Origin of the sequence: Candidatus Pelagibacter sp. HIMB1623 (assembly GCF_052047695.1) — a bacterium.
Taxonomy (GTDB): domain Bacteria; phylum Pseudomonadota; class Alphaproteobacteria; order Pelagibacterales; family Pelagibacteraceae; genus Pelagibacter.
The window spans coordinates 434,053-453,816 of the sequence record NZ_JBNAJN010000013.1 but is presented as its reverse complement, the minus strand read 5'-3'; the positions used below and the strand labels follow the sequence as shown (position 1 = coordinate 453,816).

The 19,764-nt window shown below is 27.3% G+C and carries 23 protein-coding genes; 18 read left to right on the top strand and 5 right to left on the bottom strand.

The features are described from left to right. Positions 1–14 precede the first annotated feature (14 nt). The 3 genes from ACTTBN_RS06855 to ACTTBN_RS06845 all read left to right on the top strand — a co-directional run bounded on the left by ACTTBN_RS06855 (position 15) and on the right by ACTTBN_RS06845 (position 2,466). Positions 15–731 carry a uracil-DNA glycosylase gene (locus ACTTBN_RS06855; RefSeq protein WP_440681662.1) on the top strand — a complete coding sequence of 239 codons (717 nt, stop codon included), beginning with the start codon at positions 15–17 and terminating at the stop codon, positions 729–731. Further along, positions 731–1,291 carry a ribonuclease HII gene (locus ACTTBN_RS06850; protein ID WP_428080935.1) on the top strand — a complete coding sequence of 187 codons (561 nt, stop codon included), beginning with the start codon at positions 731–733 and terminating at the stop codon, positions 1,289–1,291. Before ACTTBN_RS06855 ends, ACTTBN_RS06850 begins: the two co-directional genes overlap by 1 nt. 104 nt (positions 1,292–1,395) lie before the next feature. Further along, entirely contained in the window at positions 1,396–2,466 is a 1,071-nt protein-coding gene (locus ACTTBN_RS06845) for a site-specific DNA-methyltransferase (RefSeq protein ID WP_428080937.1), read from the top strand. On the opposite strand, the gene ACTTBN_RS06840 is transcribed toward ACTTBN_RS06845, so the two are convergent. Next, positions 2,463–3,608, bottom strand: a complete 1,146-nt coding sequence (locus ACTTBN_RS06840) for a salicylate 1-monooxygenase (RefSeq protein ID WP_440681661.1) — start codon at positions 3,606–3,608, stop codon at positions 2,463–2,465. The genes ACTTBN_RS06845 and ACTTBN_RS06840 overlap by 4 nt on opposite strands. After that, complete coding sequence (locus ACTTBN_RS06835; protein WP_440681660.1) at positions 3,605–4,591, bottom strand: A/G-specific adenine glycosylase; 987 nt, start codon at positions 4,589–4,591, stop codon at positions 3,605–3,607. The genes ACTTBN_RS06840 and ACTTBN_RS06835 overlap by 4 nt, the downstream gene beginning before the upstream one ends. Here ACTTBN_RS06835 and ACTTBN_RS06830 point away from each other — a divergent pair, their 5' ends adjacent. From ACTTBN_RS06830 to rnhA, 15 genes are read left to right on the top strand one after another with little or no spacing between them, the layout of a single operon-like run. Further along, positions 4,592–5,080, top strand: a complete 489-nt coding sequence (locus tag ACTTBN_RS06830; protein ID WP_440681659.1) for a DUF721 domain-containing protein — start codon at positions 4,592–4,594, stop codon at positions 5,078–5,080. Next, complete coding sequence (locus ACTTBN_RS06825; RefSeq protein WP_428080944.1) at positions 5,077–5,655, top strand: thioredoxin domain-containing protein; 579 nt, start codon at positions 5,077–5,079, stop codon at positions 5,653–5,655. The genes ACTTBN_RS06830 and ACTTBN_RS06825 overlap by 4 nt, the downstream gene beginning before the upstream one ends. A gap of 8 nt (positions 5,656–5,663) precedes the next feature. Further along, positions 5,664–8,237, top strand: coding sequence for a chromosome segregation SMC family protein (locus tag ACTTBN_RS06820; protein WP_440681657.1), 2,574 nt, complete (start codon positions 5,664–5,666; stop codon positions 8,235–8,237). 9 nt (positions 8,238–8,246) lie between these two features. Beyond that, positions 8,247–8,522 (top strand): AtpZ/AtpI family protein, encoded by a 276-nt coding sequence (locus ACTTBN_RS06815; RefSeq protein ID WP_075506407.1) that lies wholly within the window; start codon positions 8,247–8,249, stop codon positions 8,520–8,522. A 9-nt stretch (positions 8,523–8,531) separates the two neighbouring features. After that, the gene (locus tag ACTTBN_RS06810) at positions 8,532–9,266 is read left to right on the top strand and encodes a F0F1 ATP synthase subunit A (protein WP_075506408.1); all 735 of its coding nucleotides are present in this window, start codon (positions 8,532–8,534) and stop codon (positions 9,264–9,266) included. Between the two features lie 17 nt (positions 9,267–9,283). Beyond that, positions 9,284–9,511 (top strand): F0F1 ATP synthase subunit C, encoded by a 228-nt coding sequence (locus ACTTBN_RS06805; RefSeq protein WP_006997791.1) that lies wholly within the window; start codon positions 9,284–9,286, stop codon positions 9,509–9,511. 4 nt (positions 9,512–9,515) lie between these two features. Further along, entirely contained in the window at positions 9,516–10,106 is a 591-nt protein-coding gene (locus ACTTBN_RS06800; RefSeq protein WP_440681656.1) for a F0F1 ATP synthase subunit B family protein, read from the top strand. Further along, positions 10,081–10,593, top strand: a complete 513-nt coding sequence (locus tag ACTTBN_RS06795; protein WP_440681655.1) for a F0F1 ATP synthase subunit B family protein — start codon at positions 10,081–10,083, stop codon at positions 10,591–10,593. The genes ACTTBN_RS06800 and ACTTBN_RS06795 overlap by 26 nt, the downstream gene beginning before the upstream one ends. Before the next feature lie 39 nt (positions 10,594–10,632). Continuing rightward, positions 10,633–12,093 carry a phytoene desaturase family protein gene (gene crtI / locus ACTTBN_RS06790; protein ID WP_440681654.1) on the top strand — a complete coding sequence of 487 codons (1,461 nt, stop codon included), beginning with the start codon at positions 10,633–10,635 and terminating at the stop codon, positions 12,091–12,093. 1 nt (position 12,094) lies between these two features. Continuing rightward, a complete protein-coding gene (locus ACTTBN_RS06785) occupies positions 12,095–12,946 on the top strand; it encodes a phytoene/squalene synthase family protein (RefSeq protein ID WP_440681653.1) in 852 nt (283 codons plus the stop codon). Continuing rightward, positions 12,933–13,997, top strand: coding sequence for a lycopene cyclase family protein (locus tag ACTTBN_RS06780; protein WP_440681652.1), 1,065 nt, complete (start codon positions 12,933–12,935; stop codon positions 13,995–13,997). The genes ACTTBN_RS06785 and ACTTBN_RS06780 overlap by 14 nt, the downstream gene beginning before the upstream one ends. Next, positions 13,998–14,945 carry a Brp/Blh family beta-carotene 15,15'-dioxygenase gene (locus tag ACTTBN_RS06775; protein WP_440681650.1) on the top strand — a complete coding sequence of 316 codons (948 nt, stop codon included), beginning with the start codon at positions 13,998–14,000 and terminating at the stop codon, positions 14,943–14,945. Then, positions 14,926–15,870 carry a 4-hydroxy-3-methylbut-2-enyl diphosphate reductase gene (ispH, locus tag ACTTBN_RS06770; RefSeq protein WP_440681648.1) on the top strand — a complete coding sequence of 315 codons (945 nt, stop codon included), beginning with the start codon at positions 14,926–14,928 and terminating at the stop codon, positions 15,868–15,870. Before ACTTBN_RS06775 ends, ispH begins: the two co-directional genes overlap by 20 nt. Then, the gene (locus ACTTBN_RS06765) at positions 15,871–16,836 is read left to right on the top strand and encodes a homoserine kinase (protein ID WP_440681647.1); all 966 of its coding nucleotides are present in this window, start codon (positions 15,871–15,873) and stop codon (positions 16,834–16,836) included. Continuing rightward, positions 16,836–17,261, top strand: a complete 426-nt coding sequence (gene rnhA, locus ACTTBN_RS06760) for a ribonuclease HI (RefSeq protein ID WP_440681646.1) — start codon at positions 16,836–16,838, stop codon at positions 17,259–17,261. Before ACTTBN_RS06765 ends, rnhA begins: the two co-directional genes overlap by 1 nt. On the opposite strand, the gene ACTTBN_RS06755 is transcribed toward rnhA, so the two are convergent. The 3 genes from ACTTBN_RS06755 to ACTTBN_RS06745 are packed head-to-tail and all read right to left on the bottom strand — an operon-like array spanning position 17,253 to position 19,720. Further along, positions 17,253–17,738: a peroxiredoxin gene (locus ACTTBN_RS06755; protein WP_440681644.1), complete on the bottom strand. Its 486-nt coding sequence runs from the start codon at positions 17,736–17,738 to the stop codon at positions 17,253–17,255. The two genes, rnhA and ACTTBN_RS06755, sit on opposite strands and share 9 nt — an antisense overlap. Further along, a complete protein-coding gene (gene thrC / locus ACTTBN_RS06750) occupies positions 17,735–19,117 on the bottom strand; it encodes a threonine synthase (protein ID WP_440681643.1) in 1,383 nt (460 codons plus the stop codon). The genes ACTTBN_RS06755 and thrC overlap by 4 nt, the downstream gene beginning before the upstream one ends. Continuing rightward, positions 19,118–19,720 carry an SURF1 family protein gene (locus ACTTBN_RS06745; RefSeq protein ID WP_440681723.1) on the bottom strand — a complete coding sequence of 201 codons (603 nt, stop codon included), beginning with the start codon at positions 19,718–19,720 and terminating at the stop codon, positions 19,118–19,120. It lies immediately after the preceding gene. Positions 19,721–19,764 lie beyond the last annotated feature (44 nt).

The following is a 19,764-nucleotide window of genomic DNA, read 5'->3' as shown; positions in this document are numbered from 1 at the left end:
TTAATCCTTGTAAGGTGAAAAAATTGATAAATCAAAACGACAAATTAAACGAAGAATTGATAAATACAATAGAAGCCAATTTTGTATTTGATAAAAAACCTATTAATAGGTTTTCTGAGGTAAAAAAAGAAAGTGATATCAATCAAAGGAATAAACAAGATTTATTAGAAAATCTAAAAAAACAATTAAATTCAATTGAAAATTGTAAACTAAGAAATAATTCCAAAAATATTGTTCTTGGAGAAGGAAATATTGACAGTCCTATAATGTTAATCGGAGAAGCTCCAGGTGAAATTGAAGACAAAGTTGGGAACCCTTTTAAAGGAGAAGGTGGAGAGCTTTTAGGCAAAATGTTGTTAGCAATAAATATTAAGAGAAAAAATATTTATACAACTTATGCAATAAATTTTAGACCACCAGAAGATAGAAAACCGACTTCGCCTGAAATTAAACGTTACTCAAACTTTTTAAAAGAACATATAGCTATTATTGATCCCAAAATTATAATTTTAATGGGTAGCACAGCTATGGAAGCTGTTACTGGGATTAATGAAAAAATATCTTCAGAAAGAGGTAAATGGAAGGAAATAATTTTAAATAATAATACTTATCCTTTAATGATAACTTTTAACCCTTCTTATTTAATTAGATATCCAGATAATAAAAAACATTCATGGGAAGATTTAAAAAAAATAAGAGAAAAAGTTAAAGAGTTAAAATTAACAATTTAATGAAATTAATAGCTGGTGTTGATGAGGTCGGCAGAGGTAGTTTAATAGGTCCTGTTTATGCTGCTGCTGTCATTCTAAAGAAATCTGTGGATCCAAAAATTTTAAAAGATTCAAAACTGTTGAGTAAAAAAAAGAGAGAATACCTTTTTAATTATATTAAAAAAAATTCAATTTGGTCATTAGGTAAAGCCTCTGTTAGTGAGATTGAAAAACTCAACATACTAAATGCAAGTTTACTAGCTATGAAAAGAGCTATATTAAAATTAACAAAAAAACCAACTCTTGTATTAATAGATGGAAACAAAATTCCACAATTAAAAAATTATAAATTGAAATCAATCATAAAGGGCGATAAAAAAATTCCTTCAATTTCAGCAGCCTCTATAATAGCTAAGGTATCAAGAGATAGATTTGTTGCTACTTTATCAAAAAAAAACAAAGGTTATCATTGGGATAAAAATTTTGGTTATGGCACCAAACAACACTTACAAGCATTAAAGAAACTAGGCATAACTAAACATCATAGAAAAACTTTCTCTCCTATATCTAGGTTAACTTAATACTACATCTAGTTATCATTAAAATTCGATACACAAATCGAATCCAATTTTTTCAATCACAGGTTGACCGAAGAATCCATTTGGAGTCTAATTAATTTTTACAAATGAAATCTGATTTTAAAAATAAAATAATTAACGGAGACAGTCTCGAAGAATTAAAAAAAATTCCAAGTGAAACCTTTGATTTAATTTTTGCTGACCCTCCATATAATTTACAATTAAAAGGTGAATTGATTAGACCCGATAGATCAAAAGTCAGCGCTGTAAACGACAAGTGGGATCAATTTAAAAATTTTAAAAAATATGATGAGTTTACTTATGAATGGCTTAATGAATGCAAAAGGATTTTGAAAAAAGATGGAGCTATTTGGGTTATAGGTAGTTACCATAATATTTTTAGAGTAGGAACTGCAATACAAAATCTAGGTTTCTGGATACTAAATGATGTCATCTGGAATAAAAATAATCCAATGCCTAACTTTAGAGGTACAAGGTTCACAAATGCTCATGAGACTTTAATATGGGCTTCTAAGAGTGAAAAATCAAAATACACATTTAATTATCAGTCTTTAAAATGTTTAAATGATGATCTTCAGATGAGATCTAATTGGAATCTTCCTATTTGCAATGGTTCTGAAAGACTTAAAAAAAATGGAAAAAAAATTCACTCTACTCAAAAACCAGAATCACTTTTACACAGAATTTTACTAGCTACATCAAATAAAAATGATCTAATTCTTGATCCTTTTTTAGGTTCTGGAACTTCTGCTGCAGTTGCAAAAAAACTAGGGAGAAATTATTTTGGTATAGAAAAAGAAAAGAATTATTTTAAAGCTGCTGAGGAACGTATAAAGACCACCAAACCAATTGAAGATGATTTGTTAGATACACTTAAAAATAATAGATCAAAACCAAGAATTCCGTTTGGATCATTGGTAGAACTTGGAATAATTAAGCCTGGAACTAATATTTTTGATAATAAGAAAAAAATAACCGCAAGAATAATGGCTGATGGTAGTATCAAACACAACCAAGCAGAAGGTTCTATTCATAAAGTTGCAGCTACTATTTTAGGAGCTGAAAGCTGCAATGGTTGGACATTTTGGCATTGTGATATTAATGGCCGAACCTACCCAATCGATTACTTGAGACAAAGATTAATTTCTAAAAATTAATTTTTATAAATTTTACCTAAATAACTTTCCAGAAATTTTTTATTTTTAGTCAAAAGCTTTAAAAAAATATTTCTAAAAAAGATCATAATCGGATTTGATAAATGAAAAGCAAATTGATTAAAATTAGATCTTCTATTAATCATTTTTACTCTCTCTAATCTAGAATTATAAAAATCATTTTTTTGGTTTATTATAATTTCATATAATTGATTGGCTCCTTCTATTGATTGTGAGGCTCCCTGAGCAAAAGAAGGTGAGAATGCAAAAAAAGCATCTCCAACTAAATAAATATTTTTGGGAGGAATAAATGGATTTTTACTTACAAATACTGGAAACAATTTAATATCTTCAAGACTCTGAAATACTTTTGATGAAATTTTTTTGGATAATTTTTGTTTAATGCTCTCAATAAATGTACTTTCATTACAAAGATTGTGATTTTTTTGCTGTTCAGAATTTAACTTATTCTTCAATATCCCAATAAAATTAAATTTTTTATCATTATTAAGTGGATATAATACATAATGAAAATCTGATCCTAAAAATAAAGAAATATTTTCCTCATTTATATTATCAAGAAGTTCTTTGGATACACTGGCTCTAACAGCGATAGTGTTATTGTAAATTGGTTCTGAATTATTATTCGAAATTAATGACTTTCCTTTTGAAAATACACCATCTGAAATAATTAAATGATCACAAGTTATTTTATCTTGATCAAAATTTAAATTTATTGAGTCATTACTGTATGCTATCTTATCTAAACTGCATTTAAACTTGATTGAATTTTTATCTAATCCATTTATTAAAAAGTGAAGTAATTTTGATCTTTTCAACGTTGTGTACTTACAATCATCAGAATTAAATTTTGAAATATTTAAATCACAAATTTTCTTTGAATTTTTAATTTCATAAAAATCAATTTTTTTTGGATTAAATTTCTCTTTGTCCGACAAGGAAGAGAAGCCTAATTTGTTTAATAGCTTTACGCTATTTACAGATAATTGAATACCATAACCTTCCTCTATTTCTAATGAAGTTTTTTTTTCATAAATTGTGACCTGATAATCTTTATTTCCTTTAAATAAATTAGCTATAAACAGACCCGAAATCCCTGCGCCAATAATTGCTATTTTTTTCATTTTTGACTTTCTAAAAATTTTATTATCTTTTTGGTAAATGTCGGGAGTACATAATTTTGAAGTTTTGTAGGATTTATCCAATTAATATTTTTCTCAAAGTTGTGCTTCTTCTTATATTCAATTTTGATATTCATATTCATATTAGATATTTTAAAATTTAAATCTTTACTAAAATTTTTAGGATTATTTAATTGATCCATTGGAAAAATATTTAAATTTTTCAAAAAATTAAATTTATTATTTTTGATTAATAAATATTGATTATTTTTTTTATAAACATTCAATTTATAATATGTTTCCTTGTTAATTTTCTTGAATTTCACTAAATCAAAATTTTTATTTTTAAATGCTTTGCAATTATTAGATAATGGACATTTGTTACAAGTAGGATTTGTAGGTTTGCAAATTAATGCACCCAGTTCCATCAAAGCTTGCGCATAATCGCTTGATCTTTTTGTTGATATACCAAAAATTTTTTTTTGATCTTGTAAGAATTCTTTTTTAATTTGACTTTGTTTTTTTAAATATAAGTATCTTTTTAATACTCTCTCAATGTTTCCATCCAAAGGAATTATTGGTTTATTAAATGCAATTGCTGAAATTGCACTTGCTGTATAATCGCCAATGCCTGGTAATGATTTTAATTCATAAAAATCTTCAGGTATTTTTTTGTTAAATTTTTTAATAATTATTTGAGCAGTTTTTTTTAAATTTCTAACTCTTGAATAATATCCAAGACCTTCCCAAAGTTTGATTAATTTTTTATCATTGTATTTTGATAACTTTTCAATATTAGGAATATTATTAATAAATCTATTAAAATATGGTATCACAATAGCAACCTGCGTCTGTTGCAACATGAACTCGCTAACCAATGTAAAATATTGTTTCTTTTCTTGTGAAACCTTATTTCTCCAAGGTAAAGATCTCTTATTTATATCGTACCAATTGAGAATTTTATTTGTTATTATTAGATCTTTCATATGCAATTTAAAAATAATACTAAGCAGAGAAATACTAGCATTCAAGGGTTAAGATCTTTTAAAGACACTTTGCCAAAAAATTTAAAAAAAATTATTCATAAAAAAGGTCATATATATTCAGAAACACTCAGTAATTGGAAATATTTAGTAGGGAATGAATTGTTTAAAGTCTGTTTTCCAAAAACATTCAAAAACTCAAATCGATTTGGTGTGAGTACTTTAGTTGTAATGGTTAAAAGAGGCCATGAAGTGGATGTAGAATATTCAAAAAAAAATATTTTAGATAAAATGAATAATTTTTTCGGCTACGATGTTGTTGAAAAGCTCAAATTTATTAGCTTTGATGACGAACAAAAAAACAGCAGTTTGAATGAAGCTAAATCAAATAATGTGGCAATTAGTAAATATCAAGATAAAATTAAAGATGTTAAAAACGAAAAAATTAAAAAATCATTAACAGAATTAACAAAAGTTTATAAAGAAAAATGAGAAAAATTATATTACTTGCTATAATTATTTTGGGAAGCTTTTCAAATTTAAATGCTGAAGAAATAAAAAGAATTATCGTTGGAAATAAAGACGCAAAAATAACTATAATTGCGTTTGAATCATTAACTTGTAGCTATTGTGCTAATTTTCATAAAAACGTTTATCCAGAACTTAAAAAAGAATATTTGGATACAGGGATTGCTAAAATAGAGTTTAGAAACTTTCCTTTAGATATTGCCGCCTTCAATGCTGCAAAAGTTGCTCAGTGTAAAAATGATGGGAATGCTGATATTTTGGAAAGTTTATATGCTAACCAGCAAAAATGGGTGAAGGGAAGCTCTATTGAGGAAGCAAATAAAAATCTTCAAATATTTTTAAAAAACGAGGGTTTCTCTATAGATTTTGAATCTTGTGTGAACAACAAAAATATTGAGGATTTTGTGTTAAATGACCGAATAGAGGGTGCAAAAAATTTCAAAGTAAACGCAACCCCTACGATAATAATCAACAACAAAAAATTCGAGAAAAAACTTAATTATAAAAATTTGAAAAAAGCACTAGAAAAAATGATATAAGTTAGTGCATGGAGTTTAAAAAAATCCAATTAAATGGATTTAAATCATTTGCTGAAAAAACAAATTTCTTAATAGAAGAAGGTCTTACTGGAATAGTTGGTCCTAACGGCTGTGGAAAATCAAACATAGTAGAATCTTTAAGATGGGTAATGGGAGAGACCTCTGCAAAAAGTATGAGAGGTTCAGGAATGGAAGATGTAATTTTTTCAGGGACATCTAATAAGGCATCAAAAAATATTGCTGAAGTTTCCATAGAAGTAGAGAACAAAGAAAAAGAAGGTCCTATTCAATATCGTGAATTAGAAAATATACAAGTTAGAAGAAAAATTGAAAAAGATAAGGGTTCTAAATTTTATATTAATGACAAAGAGGTAAGAGCAAGAGATGCACAAATGTTTTTTGCAGATCTTTCAACAGGCGCACATTCTCCTTCTATGATTAGTCAGGGAAGAATTGGAGCCTTAGTGACAGCAAAGCCTACTGACAGAAGAGCAATACTTGAGGAGGCTGCTGGAATTTCTGGTTTACATGTAAGAAGACATGAGGCTGAACTTAGACTTGGTGCAGCAGAAAATAATTTAAAAAGAGCTGATGAGTTGCGACGTCAACAGGAAAAGCAATTAGCAAATCTTCAAAAGCAAGCTGAAGAAGCCACCAAATATAAATTAATTTCAGAAGAAATAAAAAAAATAGAAGCAGGATTATATTATTTGAGATTATTGGAAATTGAAAAGGAAATTAAAATTGAGAACGAAATTAATGCTGAAGCAGAAGGTGAAGTAGAAGGTTTTAATAACCAGATATCTGAGCTTGAAAACTTAATAAAGATCTCAACAGACAAAGTTGCTCCACTAAGAGAAAAAAATATTGAGAATTTATCTAGGATACAAAGGCTAAATTTAGAACTTCAAAGCCTAGATGAGGAAAATACTAGAATTCAGGACGAAATTGAAGGTATTAAAAAATCAATCCAAACTTTGGATGAGGACATAGCAAGAGAAAAAGGAATTATTATTGATGCTAACTCTAATGAGAAAAGGTTAAAAGAGGAAAAATCCGATTTAATTGAAGTAGATTCAAAATATTTTGAAACTGAAAAAATGTCTAACGAAGATTTAGAAAATGCTAAGAATGAACTCGAAAGAGAACAAAATGCAGTTGATGAAGTTGTTAATAATTTAGCAGAAGATACAATTAAAATAAGTATTGGCCCCATAAAAAATGTAAAAAACTCTATTTCTAGAGTTAAAGAATTAATAGATGCGAATGAAATCAACCAAGCATTTGCTCTTTTAGATAGATGTTCAATGGAATTAGACAATTTTATTAGTGATTTAAAAAATGAAAAATCAAGAACTGAACTATTAAATGTCAATGAAAAATCAAAGACAATAAAAGTTCTTCAAGAAAAATATGCTGATGCATATAGTAAAAATCAATCAATAAAAAATGAATCAGTCAAAAGAAATGAAAGAATAAAAACTATAGAGACCGAAATATCAAGCTGGAAAAATCTTTTATCTAATTCAGAAAAAATGGTTAATGAATTAACTGAAAGAAAAAATAAATTGTCTAAACAATTAAATGATTTAGAAAATCAACCAAGAGTACAAGCAGAAAGAAAAGGTCAAATTTCTGAAAATTTAAGAATTTCTGATGAAGAAAAAATTGATAATGAAAAAATTATAGAAGAAACTGATAAAAAAATTGAAACGCTAAGAGCACAATTAAATGAAATCCAAGAACAATCTATTCAAATTAGAGAAAGAAAAGCAAGCTCAGGTGCAACTGTTGAAGGTTTACAAAAAAGAAAAAATGATTTGCTTGATAGAATTAATACAGAATTAAATTTAACTGAAGATAATATATTAGAAAATTCAAATTTATTTGGAATTGAAGAGCTTCCAAATCATATTGATCAAGAAGATGCTTTAGATAAAAAGAAACAACAAAGAGATCAATTAGGTTCAGTTAATTTAAAAGCAGATGAAGAAACTAGTAAGTATGAAGAAGAAATTAAAAAAATGGAACAAGATCGTAGTGACATAGTTACCGCAATTGTTAAACTTAAAGATAGTATTGATGAACTAAATCAAAAAGGAAGAGAAAGACTGGTTGAAGCATTTGAAAAAGTTAACAGAAAATTTAATGAGGTTTACACAAAACTTTTTAATGGAGGAAATGCAAAACTTGAATTAGTAGATTCTGACGATCCATTAGAAGCTGGTTTAGAAATGTTAGTCAGTCCTCCAGGAAAACGACTTCAATCTATAACTTTATTATCTGGAGGTGAACAGGCCTTAACCGCCCTATCTTTAATATTTGCAGTATTTTTAACAAACCCTTCTCCAATTTGTGTTTTGGATGAGGTAGACGCTCCCCTTGATGATGCTAACGTAACAAGATTTTGTAACTTGCTAGAGGAGTTAATTAAAATTACTAACACTAAATTTATAATTGTTACTCACCACGCCTTAACAATGTCTAAAATGAACAGGCTATATGGAGTAACAATGCCACAAAAAGGGATAAGCCAACTGGTAGCTGTAGACCTTCAAAAAGCAGAAAGTATGGTTGCTTAACCAAAATAAATGGCAAAAGACCCTTTTAAAACTCGCTTAGAGATTGCAAAAAGCAAGATTTCTAAGAAAAATCTTTATAACAAGAAGGATAATCCCTCGCCTATTGGAACTGCATTCAAATTGAGCACAGAACTTGTTTCTGCAGTGGCCGTCGGGACAATTATTGGGTTTATTTTTGACAAGACCTTTGGTACTAAACCCTGGTTTATATTAATATTTTTTTTTGTTGGGGTGATCGCTGGAATAACAAACGTGATTAGATCAGCAAAAAAAATGCAAAAATAAGTTAGTACTATGGCAGCAAACCCGATGTCCCAATTCGATGTTTATAGAATTGGACCTGAAATAAAAGTTGGAGCATTTGATATATCTTTTACAAACGCAAGTTTGTTTATGATTATAAGTACAGTTTCTATTTTATTAATTTTTAATTTAGGATCTAAGAAAAATTCAATCTTACCAAATAAAATTCAATTATTAGCGGAACTTAGCTACACCTTTGTTGCTAAAATGATTAGTGATACAGCTGGTTCTAAAGCAAAACCATATTTTGCATTTATTTTTTCATTGTTCATGTTTGTTTTATTTTGCAACATGTTTGGAATGATACCGTACACATTCACTGTAACTAGTCATATTATCGTTACATTTGTTCTTGCTGCATTTATCTTTATTGGCGTAACAGTAATTGGATTTATTAAACATGGTTTTGGATATTTAAAATTGTTTGTACCAAGTGGAGTACCAGCGGTATTACTTCCTTTAATAGTAGTTATTGAAATTATTTCTTATTTAAGTAGACCAATAAGTCTATCAGTTAGATTATTTGCAAATATGATGGCTGGTCATACAATGATGAAAGTTTTCGGAGGCTTTGTAATTAGTCTTGGAATAGTTGGTGGATGGCTTCCACTAAGTTTTTCGGTTGCATTAACTGGTTTGGAGATATTAGTTGCTTTTCTTCAAGCATATGTTTTTGCAATTTTAACCTGCATCTATTTAAATGATGCATTAAATTTACACCATTAATAACAGAGGAGGATATAATGGAATTAGAAGCAGCAAAAATGATCGGAGCAGGTTTAGCAGCAATAGCTTTAGCTGGTGCCGGTGTTGGTATTGGAATAATTTTTGGAAATTATTTATCAGGTGCTATGAGAAACCCATCAGCAGCTCAGAAACAATTTCCTAACCTACTTTTAGGTTTTGCACTTGCAGAAGCAACAGGATTATTTGGATTAGTTGTTGCATTGATTATTTTATTTGCATTTTAAGTTAATGGTCAAAAAAATATATCTTCATCTAATATTTTTAAGCTTCTTTTTTATTAAAGAAGCTTTTGCCGCTGAAAGTGGAGGTATGCCTCAATTAAATCCAGAGTTTTGGGTTTCTCAGATTTTCTGGTTAGTACTTACTTTTGGGATAATGTATTTGGTTTTATCTAAATTAATTCTTCCAAAAATTAGTAACAACTTAGAGTCTAGAAAATCTCAAATTCTAGAAAACATTGAGGCAGCTGAAAAACAAAGAGAAGATAGTGAGACCAAACTTAAAGAATATGATCAAATAATTTTAAAAAGCAAAACTGATGCTAATGCTATGTTTAATCAAGCAAGAGAAAAGGCAGTTAAAGATATAAATGCTAAAAGAGACGTTCTTGATAAACAAATAGATGACGAAATAGCTAAAGCGGAAAAAGAAATCCAAGCTTTAAGAGATAATGCGCCTGATAAAATAAATAAAATTGCTATCGAAACGTCATCCGAGTTACTTCAAAAACTTATTGGTGCTGAAGTAAATAATAGCAGTATATCAGCAATTGTTGACGACCTATCTAGAAGAAATGGAGATAAATACTATGGCAATTGATGCAACTTTCTGGGTAGCAATTTCATTTGTAATCTTCATCGGGGTTTTAGTTTACTTTAAAATTCCACAAAAAGTTTCTCAAATGCTTGATGGTATGATTTCTGATATCAAAAATGAGATAGATGAAAGTGAAAAATTGAGAACAGAGGCAAAAACTTTACTCGATAATGCTCAAAAAAAATTAGATACAGCTAGTTCTGTAAGTAATGAAATTTTGGAAAATGCAAAAAAAGAGTCGGATAAATTAATAATAGACTTAAATGATAAATTTCATAAATCATCAGAAATTAAAAAAAGTTTAGCAGAAAATAAAATTAGCCAAATGAAAGAGGCTGCATTGAAAGAAATAAAAGATGCTTCAATCAAAATAGCAGTAGACTCAGTAAAAAAAATCATAACTACATCAGTTGATAAATCTAAACTAGATGCTGTATTTCAAAAAAATTTAGAAGAAACTAAAGAACAGCTAAAAAAAATAAACTCATAATACGGTTACAATTTCCTGAAAAAACTATAAGTTACAGCAATGAATTCTATAGTTATTGGATCTGGATTTGGTGGTATTGCTGCAGCAATAAGACTAAGAGCCAAAGGACATAAAGTAAAATTAATAGAAAAACATTCAGACCTAGGTGGAAGAGCTAGAGTTTTCAAAAAAGATGGTTTTACCTATGATGCTGGGCCAACAGTAATAACAGCTCCATATTTAATTAACGAACTATTCAGTTTATTTAATAAAAATCCTGAGGACTACATAAAACTAACACCACTTAAAATTTGGTATCAATTTGTTTTTGAGGACCAAACTAAATTTAATTACTCAGGTGATGAAATAGAAATGAAAAAACAAATTGAAAATTTAAATCAAGAAGATGTTAAGGGGTATGAAGATTTAGTAAATTTTACCAAAAAAATTTTTGAGAAGGGATTTTTAGAACTTGCAGATGTTCCATTTGATAAACCCTTTTTTATGATGAAACAGCTGCCAGCATTATTAAAACTTAAGAGTTATAAATCAGTTTATTCATTAGTATCGTCTTATGTAAAAAATGAAAAATTAAGAAGGATGCTTAGTATGCATCCACTTTTGGTTGGTGGTAATCCGTTCACAACTACCTCAATTTATGGGCTAATTCTTTATTTAGAAAAAAAATGGGGCATTCATTATTCAATGGGTGGTACGGGAAATATAATTAAAGGATTTGAAAAGTTAATGGAGGAAATAGAAATCAAAATAATAAAAAATACTGAGGTAAAAGAAATTATTACTAAGAATAATAAAATTACCGGTGTTGTAGTTGACAATGAAGAGATTATCGAAGCTGATAATGTCATTTGTAATGCTGACCCTCCTGCTTTTTATGAAAAGATGACTAGTAAAAACTTAAAAAATTCAATGCTGTTTGATTGGAAACAAAAGAGGATGGATTACTCAATGGGTTTATTTGTTTATTATTTTGGAACCAAAAAAGTCTATGAAAACGTTGAGCATCACACAATTAAATTTGGAAACAAATATAAAGAACATCTAGATGATATTTTTGATTATAAAAAATTAAATAACGATATTAGCTATTATCTCCATAGACCCTCTGCAACAGATAAGAGTATGGCTCCTGAGGGAAGTGATTGTTTTTATGTATTAGTGCCAGTTCCAAACAATCAATCAAATATAGATTGGCAAATAGAAGGAGAAAAAATGAAAAATCTTGTGGTTGATAAAATGGAAAATGATTTAATGCCAAATCTTAGAAATAATATTGTATCTGATTTTTATCTTACACCTGATTATTTTGAGAAAGAACTAAATACAAAATATGGATCGGGTTTTTCAATTCAGCCTAAATTCACTCAATCAGCTTATTTTAGATTTCATAATAAATCAGAAATTTATGACGGTTTATATTTTGTTGGTGCCGGAACACACCCGGGTGCGGGTGTACCAGGAGTACTTTCATCTGCAAAAGTATTAGATAAATTGATTTAGAATGTTAACTAAAAATTATTTAGCAACCTATGCAAAATCATTTAATTGGGCTGGTTTTTTTTTGCCAAAAAAAACTTATGATAAATGTTCTGCGCTTTATGATTTTTGTAGAGAAGCAGATAATATTGCAGACGATCCAGGAAAATTAGAAGACAAAATAATTAAATTTGAAAACTTTAAGAAAGATTTTTTAAATAAAAACTTTCAAAACATTGTCATTAAAAATATTTGGGAACTTATAGATGAATTTAACATTTCAACAAAAGTAATTAATGATTTATTTGATGGGATTAATTCAGATATTAAAGAAAGAGTAGAATTAAAATCAAAAAAAGAATTATTAATATACTCTTATAGAGTAGCAGGTACAGTTGGTTTAATGATGGCAAAAATTTTAAAAGTTAATAAGACAAATTCTTTAAAATCAGCTATCGATCTTGGAATAGCAATGCAGCTTACCAATATTTCAAGAGACGTAATTGAAGATAAAAATAATAAAAGAATTTATATCAATGAAAATTTCAACGACATCGTATCTACCATTTCTTTGTCTGAAAAATTTTATGAAAATTCTTTTTACTCAATTAAAGAAATACCTTTAAGTTTCAGATTCTCTATTTTAGTTGCAAGACGAGTCTACAGAAAAATTGGACACAAAATAATTAATAAAAATAATTTAGAAAATTATAAAAATTCTGGAAAAATTTATGTAACAAAAATTGAAAAAATCATTGAAACTTTTTTATCAATTTTTGATTTAATAATTTTAACATTTACAAATAAAAATGATAATAACATTGAACATGATCATTCATTAATTAATGAAGAGATAAATTTAAATGAAAGATTTTGATTACATAATTATCGGTGGTGGTTGCGCAGGTTTGTCTTTGGCTTATGAACTTGAAATTTCTGATAAATTAAAAAATAAATCTTTAGCTATAATTGAGCCTAGAAAGGAATATAAAAGAGACAAAACTTGGTCATTTTGGAAAGTATTTCCACACAATTATGATGATTGTGTCAAAAAAAGTTGGGATAATTTTTCCATAAACATTTCTAATGATACAAAGTTTATTGATTGTAAGCTAACACCTTATCAATCTATAGATAGTGGAAAATTTTATGACAAAATTCTTTCAAAACTTAAATTAAATGAAAATATAAAATTTTTTAAAAATATTAATGATGTTGAATTATCAAATTCAATAATTTTTAATAGCATTCCAAACTTTGAAAATAAGCCAAATAATTTGTGGCAACATTTTTGTGGTGTGGAAATAGAAACTGAAAAAGATTTTTTTGATGACCAAATATTTAACTTAATGGACTTTGCGTGTGATCAAAAAAATGAGGTTCATTTTTTTTACACTCTGCCTTTTTCAAAAAAAAGTGCACTTGTAGAAACTACCTGGATATCAAATTTAAGTAATGAAAATATAAAAGATTATGATAATCAAATAGATCAATATTTAAAAAACCATTTAAATATCAGAAATTATAAAATCAATTTTAAAGAAGAAGGCTCTATACCTTTATTTAGAAATAAAAATCTAAAAAAATTAAACGAAATATATATTGGATCAGCCGGCGATATGACGAGATTAAGCACGGGTTATACCTTTTTAAATATTCAAGAACACAGCAAATATATAGCGGAAAACATTGATAATATTTCTAAAGCTAAATTGTTTAAAATTAAAAAAAAATATGATTTTTTGGATAATATTTTTTTGAAAGTTTTAAGAAATAACTCTTCAGATATGGGGGAAATTTTCTTTAAAATGTTCAATAGTTCACCTAAGACTGCTATTAATTTCTTATCTAATAAAAGTAATTTTTTTGAAGATTTAGAAATAATTTTAAAAATGCCTAAATGGAAATTTTTAAAAGAATTATTTTAAATGACTAATCAATTAATTAAAAAAATTAACCTTAATCATTCATTTATATTTTTTTTACTAATTAATCTATTTTCTGTCGTGATGTTTAGATTAAATTATTTAGATATTTCATCATCAATATGCTTATTTTTAATTTTAACTATTGGAGTTTCACACGGTGCATTAGATAATATTAAAGGTAAAAAACTTCTTAAATTATTTAATTTTGAAAGAATATATATTTTCTATATCTTTTATATTTTTATAGCAGTTTGCATCATTATTATTTGGTCACTCTTACCAGCAACCACACTGTTAGTTTTTCTTATAGTGGCAGCATTTCATTTTGGTAAAGAAGATACACAATTTTTAATAAACAAAAAATCGTACTTAATTCAATTATTATACCTTTTAAAAGGATCGCTCATAATTCTTGCCCCGCTTTTTTTTCATTTTGATGATACTGTGAAAATATTTAAATCATTACTTGTTGTTAATGAAAATTTTTATTTATTCTTAGAATTTTTAGAAGAAAATAAGATAATCGAGATATCAATTATTTTGAGTTCATTATCAAGTATATTTTTATTTATTGATAAGTTTGAATTAAAAAAATTCACTATTTTTTTTGATTATTTCTCAATTATAATTTTAAATTACTACTTTACTCCTTTAACAGCTTTTACAATTTATTTTTGTTTTTTACATTCTGTGAGGCACTCTATTTCACTTGCGATAGACCTGGATGAAAACAATCTCCAAAATGGACTAAAATTATTTATTTTAAAGGCTTTACCACTTACTCTTTTAACAATCTTTATTTCAATAATTGTATTATTTTTATTAAATGACGTTAATTATTTAGATGATGCAATCTTAAAACTAATTTTTATTGGTTTGGCGTCTTTAACCTTTCCACATATATTGCTGGAATATTTTTTAGAGAAAAATGAAAAACAAACAAATTAAAATTTTACTTTCTGCTCCAAGAGGTTTTTGTGCTGGTGTTGAGAGAGCTATAGAGATTGTAGAAAAATCTATTCAAAAATATGGATCGCCAGTTTATGTTAGACACGAAATTGTTCACAACAAGCATGTTGTTGATAATTTAAAAAATAAAGGTGCTATCTTTGTTGAAGAATTAGAGGAAATTAATGACAAATCTAGACCTGTTATTTTTTCTGCGCACGGTGTTCCGAAAAAAATACCAGAAGATGCTGAAAATTATAAAATGACTTATGTAGATGCTACTTGTCCACTAGTTTCTAAAGTTCATAGAGAAGCGGAAAACTTAAATAAAGCTGGTTATCATATTATTTTGATTGGACACGAGAACCATCCAGAAGTAATAGGCACTATGGGCCAATTACCTAAAGGATCTATTGATTTGGTTCAAAATGAAGCTGAAGCAATGGAGTATAAAACCAATTATAAAAAAAAATTGGCTTATATAACTCAAACAACACTATCTGTTGACGACACTAAAGAAATAATAAAAATTTTGAAAGATAGATATACAAACATTAAAGAGCCAGCAAAAGAGGATATTTGTTACGCAACAACTAATAGACAAATGGCAGTAAAAAATATTGCAAAAAAGTGTGATATGTTTTTTGTAATAGGTAGTAGAAACTCTTCAAATTCAGTTAGACTTGTTGAAGTAGCAAAAAAATCAGGTTGTCAAAATTCACAGCTTTTTCATTCTGAAAGTGAAATTCCTTTTGATCAAATACAGAATTCAAATACTATTGGTATATCATCAGGAGCATCAGCGCCCGAAATTCTTGTAGAAGATTTTATTAATGAATTAAAAAAAAAATTTTCTATAAATGTTGAGGAAGTAGAAATTATAAAAGAAAATGTAGTCTTTAAAGTTCCTAATAAATTAAATTAAATGGCTGTATATACAAAAATAAATCAGAGTGATATCGATATAATAAACAACAAGTTTAATATTGAAAAAATTTTAAGTTTCCAGGGAATTGCTAAAGGAATTGAAAATACAAATTACATTTTAAAATCCAAAAATAAAAAGTTTATTCTCACAATTTTTGAGAAGAGAGTTCTTCCAAAAGAGATACCTTTTTTTATGAAATTAATGGATCATTTAAATGATTCAAAAATTAATTGCCCAAGACCACTTAAAACTAAAGACAAAAATTATTTAATTAAACTAAAAAATAAAACAGCCTGTATTGTCACTTTCTTAAGTGGAAAAGATAAAAAGAAAGTTAATGAAAGTGACTGCTATGCTATTGGAAAAGCAATAGCTAAAATGCATATGGTTACTAAGAAGATAAAATTTACTAGAAAAAATTCAATGGGTGTAAAATATTTAAAACCTTTGCTCCAGAGTATTAAATTTAAATCAAATAAAGGATCAAATTTGAAAAAATTTTTATTTAATAATTTTAATGATATTAAAAAAAATTGGCCAAAAAAACTTCCTTCTGGAATAATACATGGTGATTTATTTGTAGATAATATTTTTTTTAATAAAAATAAGCTGTCAGGAATTATAGACTTTTACTTTGCTGCTAACGATTACTATATGTATGAAATAGCAATCTGCATTAATGCTCTATGTTTTGATGAAAAAAATAAAAAATTTATAATTAATAAAAAGAAAGTTGATAAATTGATCAAGGGATACAACAGCATTAAAAAAATTAAATTAAATGAAAAAAATAATTTAAATATCTTGTGTAGAGGTGCTGCTCTTAGATATCTGTTAACTAGACTATATGATTATACAAATACTCCAAAAACAGCATTAATCAAAATTAAGGATCCAAACGAATATTATCAAAAACTTATTACCCATAACAATTTGAATAGTTTTAAAGATTATCTGATTTAATGATTAAAATTTATACTGATGGCTCATGTTTAAAAAATCCAGGAAATGGTGGATGGGCAGCAATAATATGCACTGATAATGAAGTGAAAAAAATAAGTGGAAATGAAAAAGATACAACAAATAATAGAATGGAATTAATGGCGACAATCAATGCATTAAAAGAAGTAAATTCTGAAGATTTGATAGAAATCTACACAGATTCTAAATATGTTAAAAATGGAATTACTGATTGGATCCACAATTGGATTAAAAATAATTGGAAAACATCTAATAAAGAGGATGTTAAAAATAAAGATTTATGGGTTCAATTGCATGATTTGAATAATAATTCTAAAATTAAGTGGAACTGGGTTAAAGCTCATGCTGGAAATCCACTAAATGAAGAAGTTGATTTATTAGCTAAAAAAGCTGCAAGTCTAGATTAATTTTAAGAAATTTTCTGCTGCTGAGATTTCACAAGATCCTGTATCTGCTTCTTCCTGAAGTTTAATAACCTTCATGTTATCAACAAACATCGTGTATCTATTAGATCTAATTCCTAAACCTCTGCCACTTTTATCAACATCTGCACCAATTTCTTTTGTAAAATTAAGAAATGGGTCACCCATCATAACAATTTTTTCACCTACATCATTTTGTTTACCCCAAGCATTCATCACAAAGGGATCATTTACTGAAATACAAATTATATGATCAATACCTTTTTCTTTAAATTGATCATGCATCTTAATATATCCTGGCAAATGTTTAGCAGAACATACAGAAGTATATGCCCCAGGTAGTCCAAATATTACAACTTTTTTGTCTTTAAAAAAATCTTCTATATTTTTTTTTACAGGCTCTCCATCTTGAAGAACAAAAATTTCTGAATTTGGTAGGTTATCGTTTTCTTTTATTTTCATTTGGATCTATCTTTAATATGTTCTTTTACTTTTTCAATATCATTTTCAAGAATAACATAATTTTCTTTCTCATTTAATATAAATTGAAGTTCATTTGGTAACTCAGCTTTAATATTTATAGCACTTTGAATTGCATCAGGAAACTTACATGGATGTGCTGTTGCCAGCACAATATTATTACCATTGAGATTGTGTTTATCAAAAGCTCCATAACCAATTGCAGTATGAGGGTCTAAAACAATATTAAATTCTTGATAAACAGACTTAATAATATCAAGTGTTTCAGTCTCGCTCATTCTTGCTGATAAGAAATCTTGATTAATTAAATTTAACTTTTCTTTATCAATTGAATATTTTCCTTCTTCTTTAATTTTCATCATGTCTTTTGATGTTTGTTCTGAATTCTTATCATTCAAGTCAAAAATAAGTCTCTCAAAGTTACTTGCAATCTGTATATCCATACTAGGAGAAATAGTTTCGGAAACAGTTTCAGCCTCGTAATTACCGTTTGAAATAGCTCTATGGAGAATGTCATTTTGATTTGTTGCAACAATCAATTTATTAATAGGCAAACCCATTTTTTTGGCTAAATAACCTGCGTATACATCTCCAAAATTCCCTGTGGGAACAGAAAAATTAGTGGGTTTAGTGTGATCTTCAATGAGATAATAGCTGTAAAAGTAATAAACACATTGAGCAATAATTCTTGCCCAGTTGATTGAATTTACACCTGACATATTAATATCTTGAGAAAATTTTGTATCAGAAAACATTGATTTAACTAAGTTCTGGCAGTCATCAAAATTTCCTTTAATAGCGATATTAAATACATTTTCATGTTTTCCAGTGGTCATGATTTTTCGCTGAACAGAAGAAACTCGATTATCAGGATGTAGTACAAAAATATTTAAATTTTCTTTTCCTTTTATTGCATCTATAGCTGCTGCTCCTGTATCTCCAGATGTGGCAACTACAATATTAATTTTTTCTTTTTGCTTGCTTAAATAAAATTCATAAAAATTTCCAAGAAGTTGCATAGCAACATCCTTAAAGGCTAGTGTTGGGCCATGAAATAACTCTAAGACTGATCGATCTCCTATTTTTATGAAATCAATTACATTTTCTCTCCTAAAAACAGAATAAGATTTATCAATTATATTAGACAATTCATCTTTATCCATAAAATTTCCTATAAAAGGAAAAATAATTTTTTTTGCTAAATCTGAATAATTAAGTGATCTCAATTCTTGAATTTCTTTTTCACTATAGTTTGGAAGTGAGCTGGGAATGAACAATCCCCCATCATCAGCAAGACCTTTGATAAAAACATCTTTAAATTCGTAAGTTTTAGAAGTATTTCTAGTGCTGACGTATCTCATTTAATAATTTTTTTTTCTAAAATATAGATATATTAAAAGGATTGAAATCGCCATCGAAAACCAAGTAATTGCGTACTTTTTGTGATTGTTTGAAATTTTAGCAGTGATCACTCTTGGTCTTGGGTTTTCGTAGTTACCGTTTAAATAAATAATATATTTTGAAAAGTTTTTTCCTGTAAATTTTAAAATATCTTCCCGATCTAGTGTAAACCAATAATTTTTATCTACATCATTCTTGGGTTTGAATGAGCTTGATTTTGATTGAAGCATTAAAGTACCAATAATATTTTTTTGATCAACAATATTAATCTCTCGTTTGTTTTTTTGGTCAAAAGATATCCAGCCTCTATTAATTAAATAATCTTCATTTCCTATTTTAATTGGGTTAATAACTTCAAATCCAGGTTTACCAGTTTCGTTAAGATTATAGAGATAAATTTGTTTTTCAAAATCAATTTGTCCTGATGTTTTTATTCTTAAATAATTTTTTTTTTCTACATTTTGAAGTTCAACAGGATCAATCTTTAAAGAATTTTCAATTTGATTGATTAGATCTAATTTCCAACTCAATCTATACAATTGCCAAAAGCCTAATGACAACAAAACTAAAATTATAAAATAAACAAAAACTGAAAATAGAAGCTTAT

Excerpts from the sequence above, each read along its gene's own strand:
- ACTTBN_RS06850 (WP_428080935.1), top strand. The coding sequence starts at position 731 with ATGAAATTAATAGCTGGTGTTGATGAGGTCGGCAGAGGTAGTTTAATA.
- ACTTBN_RS06845 (WP_428080937.1), top strand. The coding sequence starts at position 1,396 with ATGAAATCTGATTTTAAAAATAAAATAATTAACGGAGACAGTCTCGAA.
- ACTTBN_RS06840 (WP_440681661.1), bottom strand. The coding sequence starts at position 3,608 with ATGAAAAAAATAGCAATTATTGGCGCAGGGATTTCGGGTCTGTTTATA.
- ACTTBN_RS06835 (WP_440681660.1), bottom strand. The coding sequence starts at position 4,591 with ATGAAAGATCTAATAATAACAAATAAAATTCTCAATTGGTACGATATA.
- ACTTBN_RS06830 (WP_440681659.1), top strand. The coding sequence starts at position 4,592 with ATGCAATTTAAAAATAATACTAAGCAGAGAAATACTAGCATTCAAGGG.
- ACTTBN_RS06825 (WP_428080944.1), top strand. The coding sequence starts at position 5,077 with ATGAGAAAAATTATATTACTTGCTATAATTATTTTGGGAAGCTTTTCA.
- ACTTBN_RS06820 (WP_440681657.1), top strand. The coding sequence starts at position 5,664 with ATGGAGTTTAAAAAAATCCAATTAAATGGATTTAAATCATTTGCTGAA.
- ACTTBN_RS06815 (WP_075506407.1), top strand. The coding sequence starts at position 8,247 with ATGGCAAAAGACCCTTTTAAAACTCGCTTAGAGATTGCAAAAAGCAAG.
- ACTTBN_RS06810 (WP_075506408.1), top strand. The coding sequence starts at position 8,532 with ATGGCAGCAAACCCGATGTCCCAATTCGATGTTTATAGAATTGGACCT.
- ACTTBN_RS06805 (WP_006997791.1), top strand. The coding sequence starts at position 9,284 with ATGGAATTAGAAGCAGCAAAAATGATCGGAGCAGGTTTAGCAGCAATA.
- ACTTBN_RS06800 (WP_440681656.1), top strand. The coding sequence starts at position 9,516 with ATGGTCAAAAAAATATATCTTCATCTAATATTTTTAAGCTTCTTTTTT.
- ACTTBN_RS06795 (WP_440681655.1), top strand. The coding sequence starts at position 10,081 with ATGGAGATAAATACTATGGCAATTGATGCAACTTTCTGGGTAGCAATT.
- crtI (WP_440681654.1), top strand. The coding sequence starts at position 10,633 with ATGAATTCTATAGTTATTGGATCTGGATTTGGTGGTATTGCTGCAGCA.
- ACTTBN_RS06785 (WP_440681653.1), top strand. The coding sequence starts at position 12,095 with ATGTTAACTAAAAATTATTTAGCAACCTATGCAAAATCATTTAATTGG.
- ACTTBN_RS06780 (WP_440681652.1), top strand. The coding sequence starts at position 12,933 with ATGAAAGATTTTGATTACATAATTATCGGTGGTGGTTGCGCAGGTTTG.
- ACTTBN_RS06775 (WP_440681650.1), top strand. The coding sequence starts at position 13,998 with ATGACTAATCAATTAATTAAAAAAATTAACCTTAATCATTCATTTATA.
- ispH (WP_440681648.1), top strand. The coding sequence starts at position 14,926 with ATGAAAAACAAACAAATTAAAATTTTACTTTCTGCTCCAAGAGGTTTT.
- ACTTBN_RS06765 (WP_440681647.1), top strand. The coding sequence starts at position 15,871 with ATGGCTGTATATACAAAAATAAATCAGAGTGATATCGATATAATAAAC.
- rnhA (WP_440681646.1), top strand. The coding sequence starts at position 16,836 with ATGATTAAAATTTATACTGATGGCTCATGTTTAAAAAATCCAGGAAAT.
- ACTTBN_RS06755 (WP_440681644.1), bottom strand. The coding sequence starts at position 17,738 with ATGAAAATAAAAGAAAACGATAACCTACCAAATTCAGAAATTTTTGTT.
- thrC (WP_440681643.1), bottom strand. The coding sequence starts at position 19,117 with ATGAGATACGTCAGCACTAGAAATACTTCTAAAACTTACGAATTTAAA.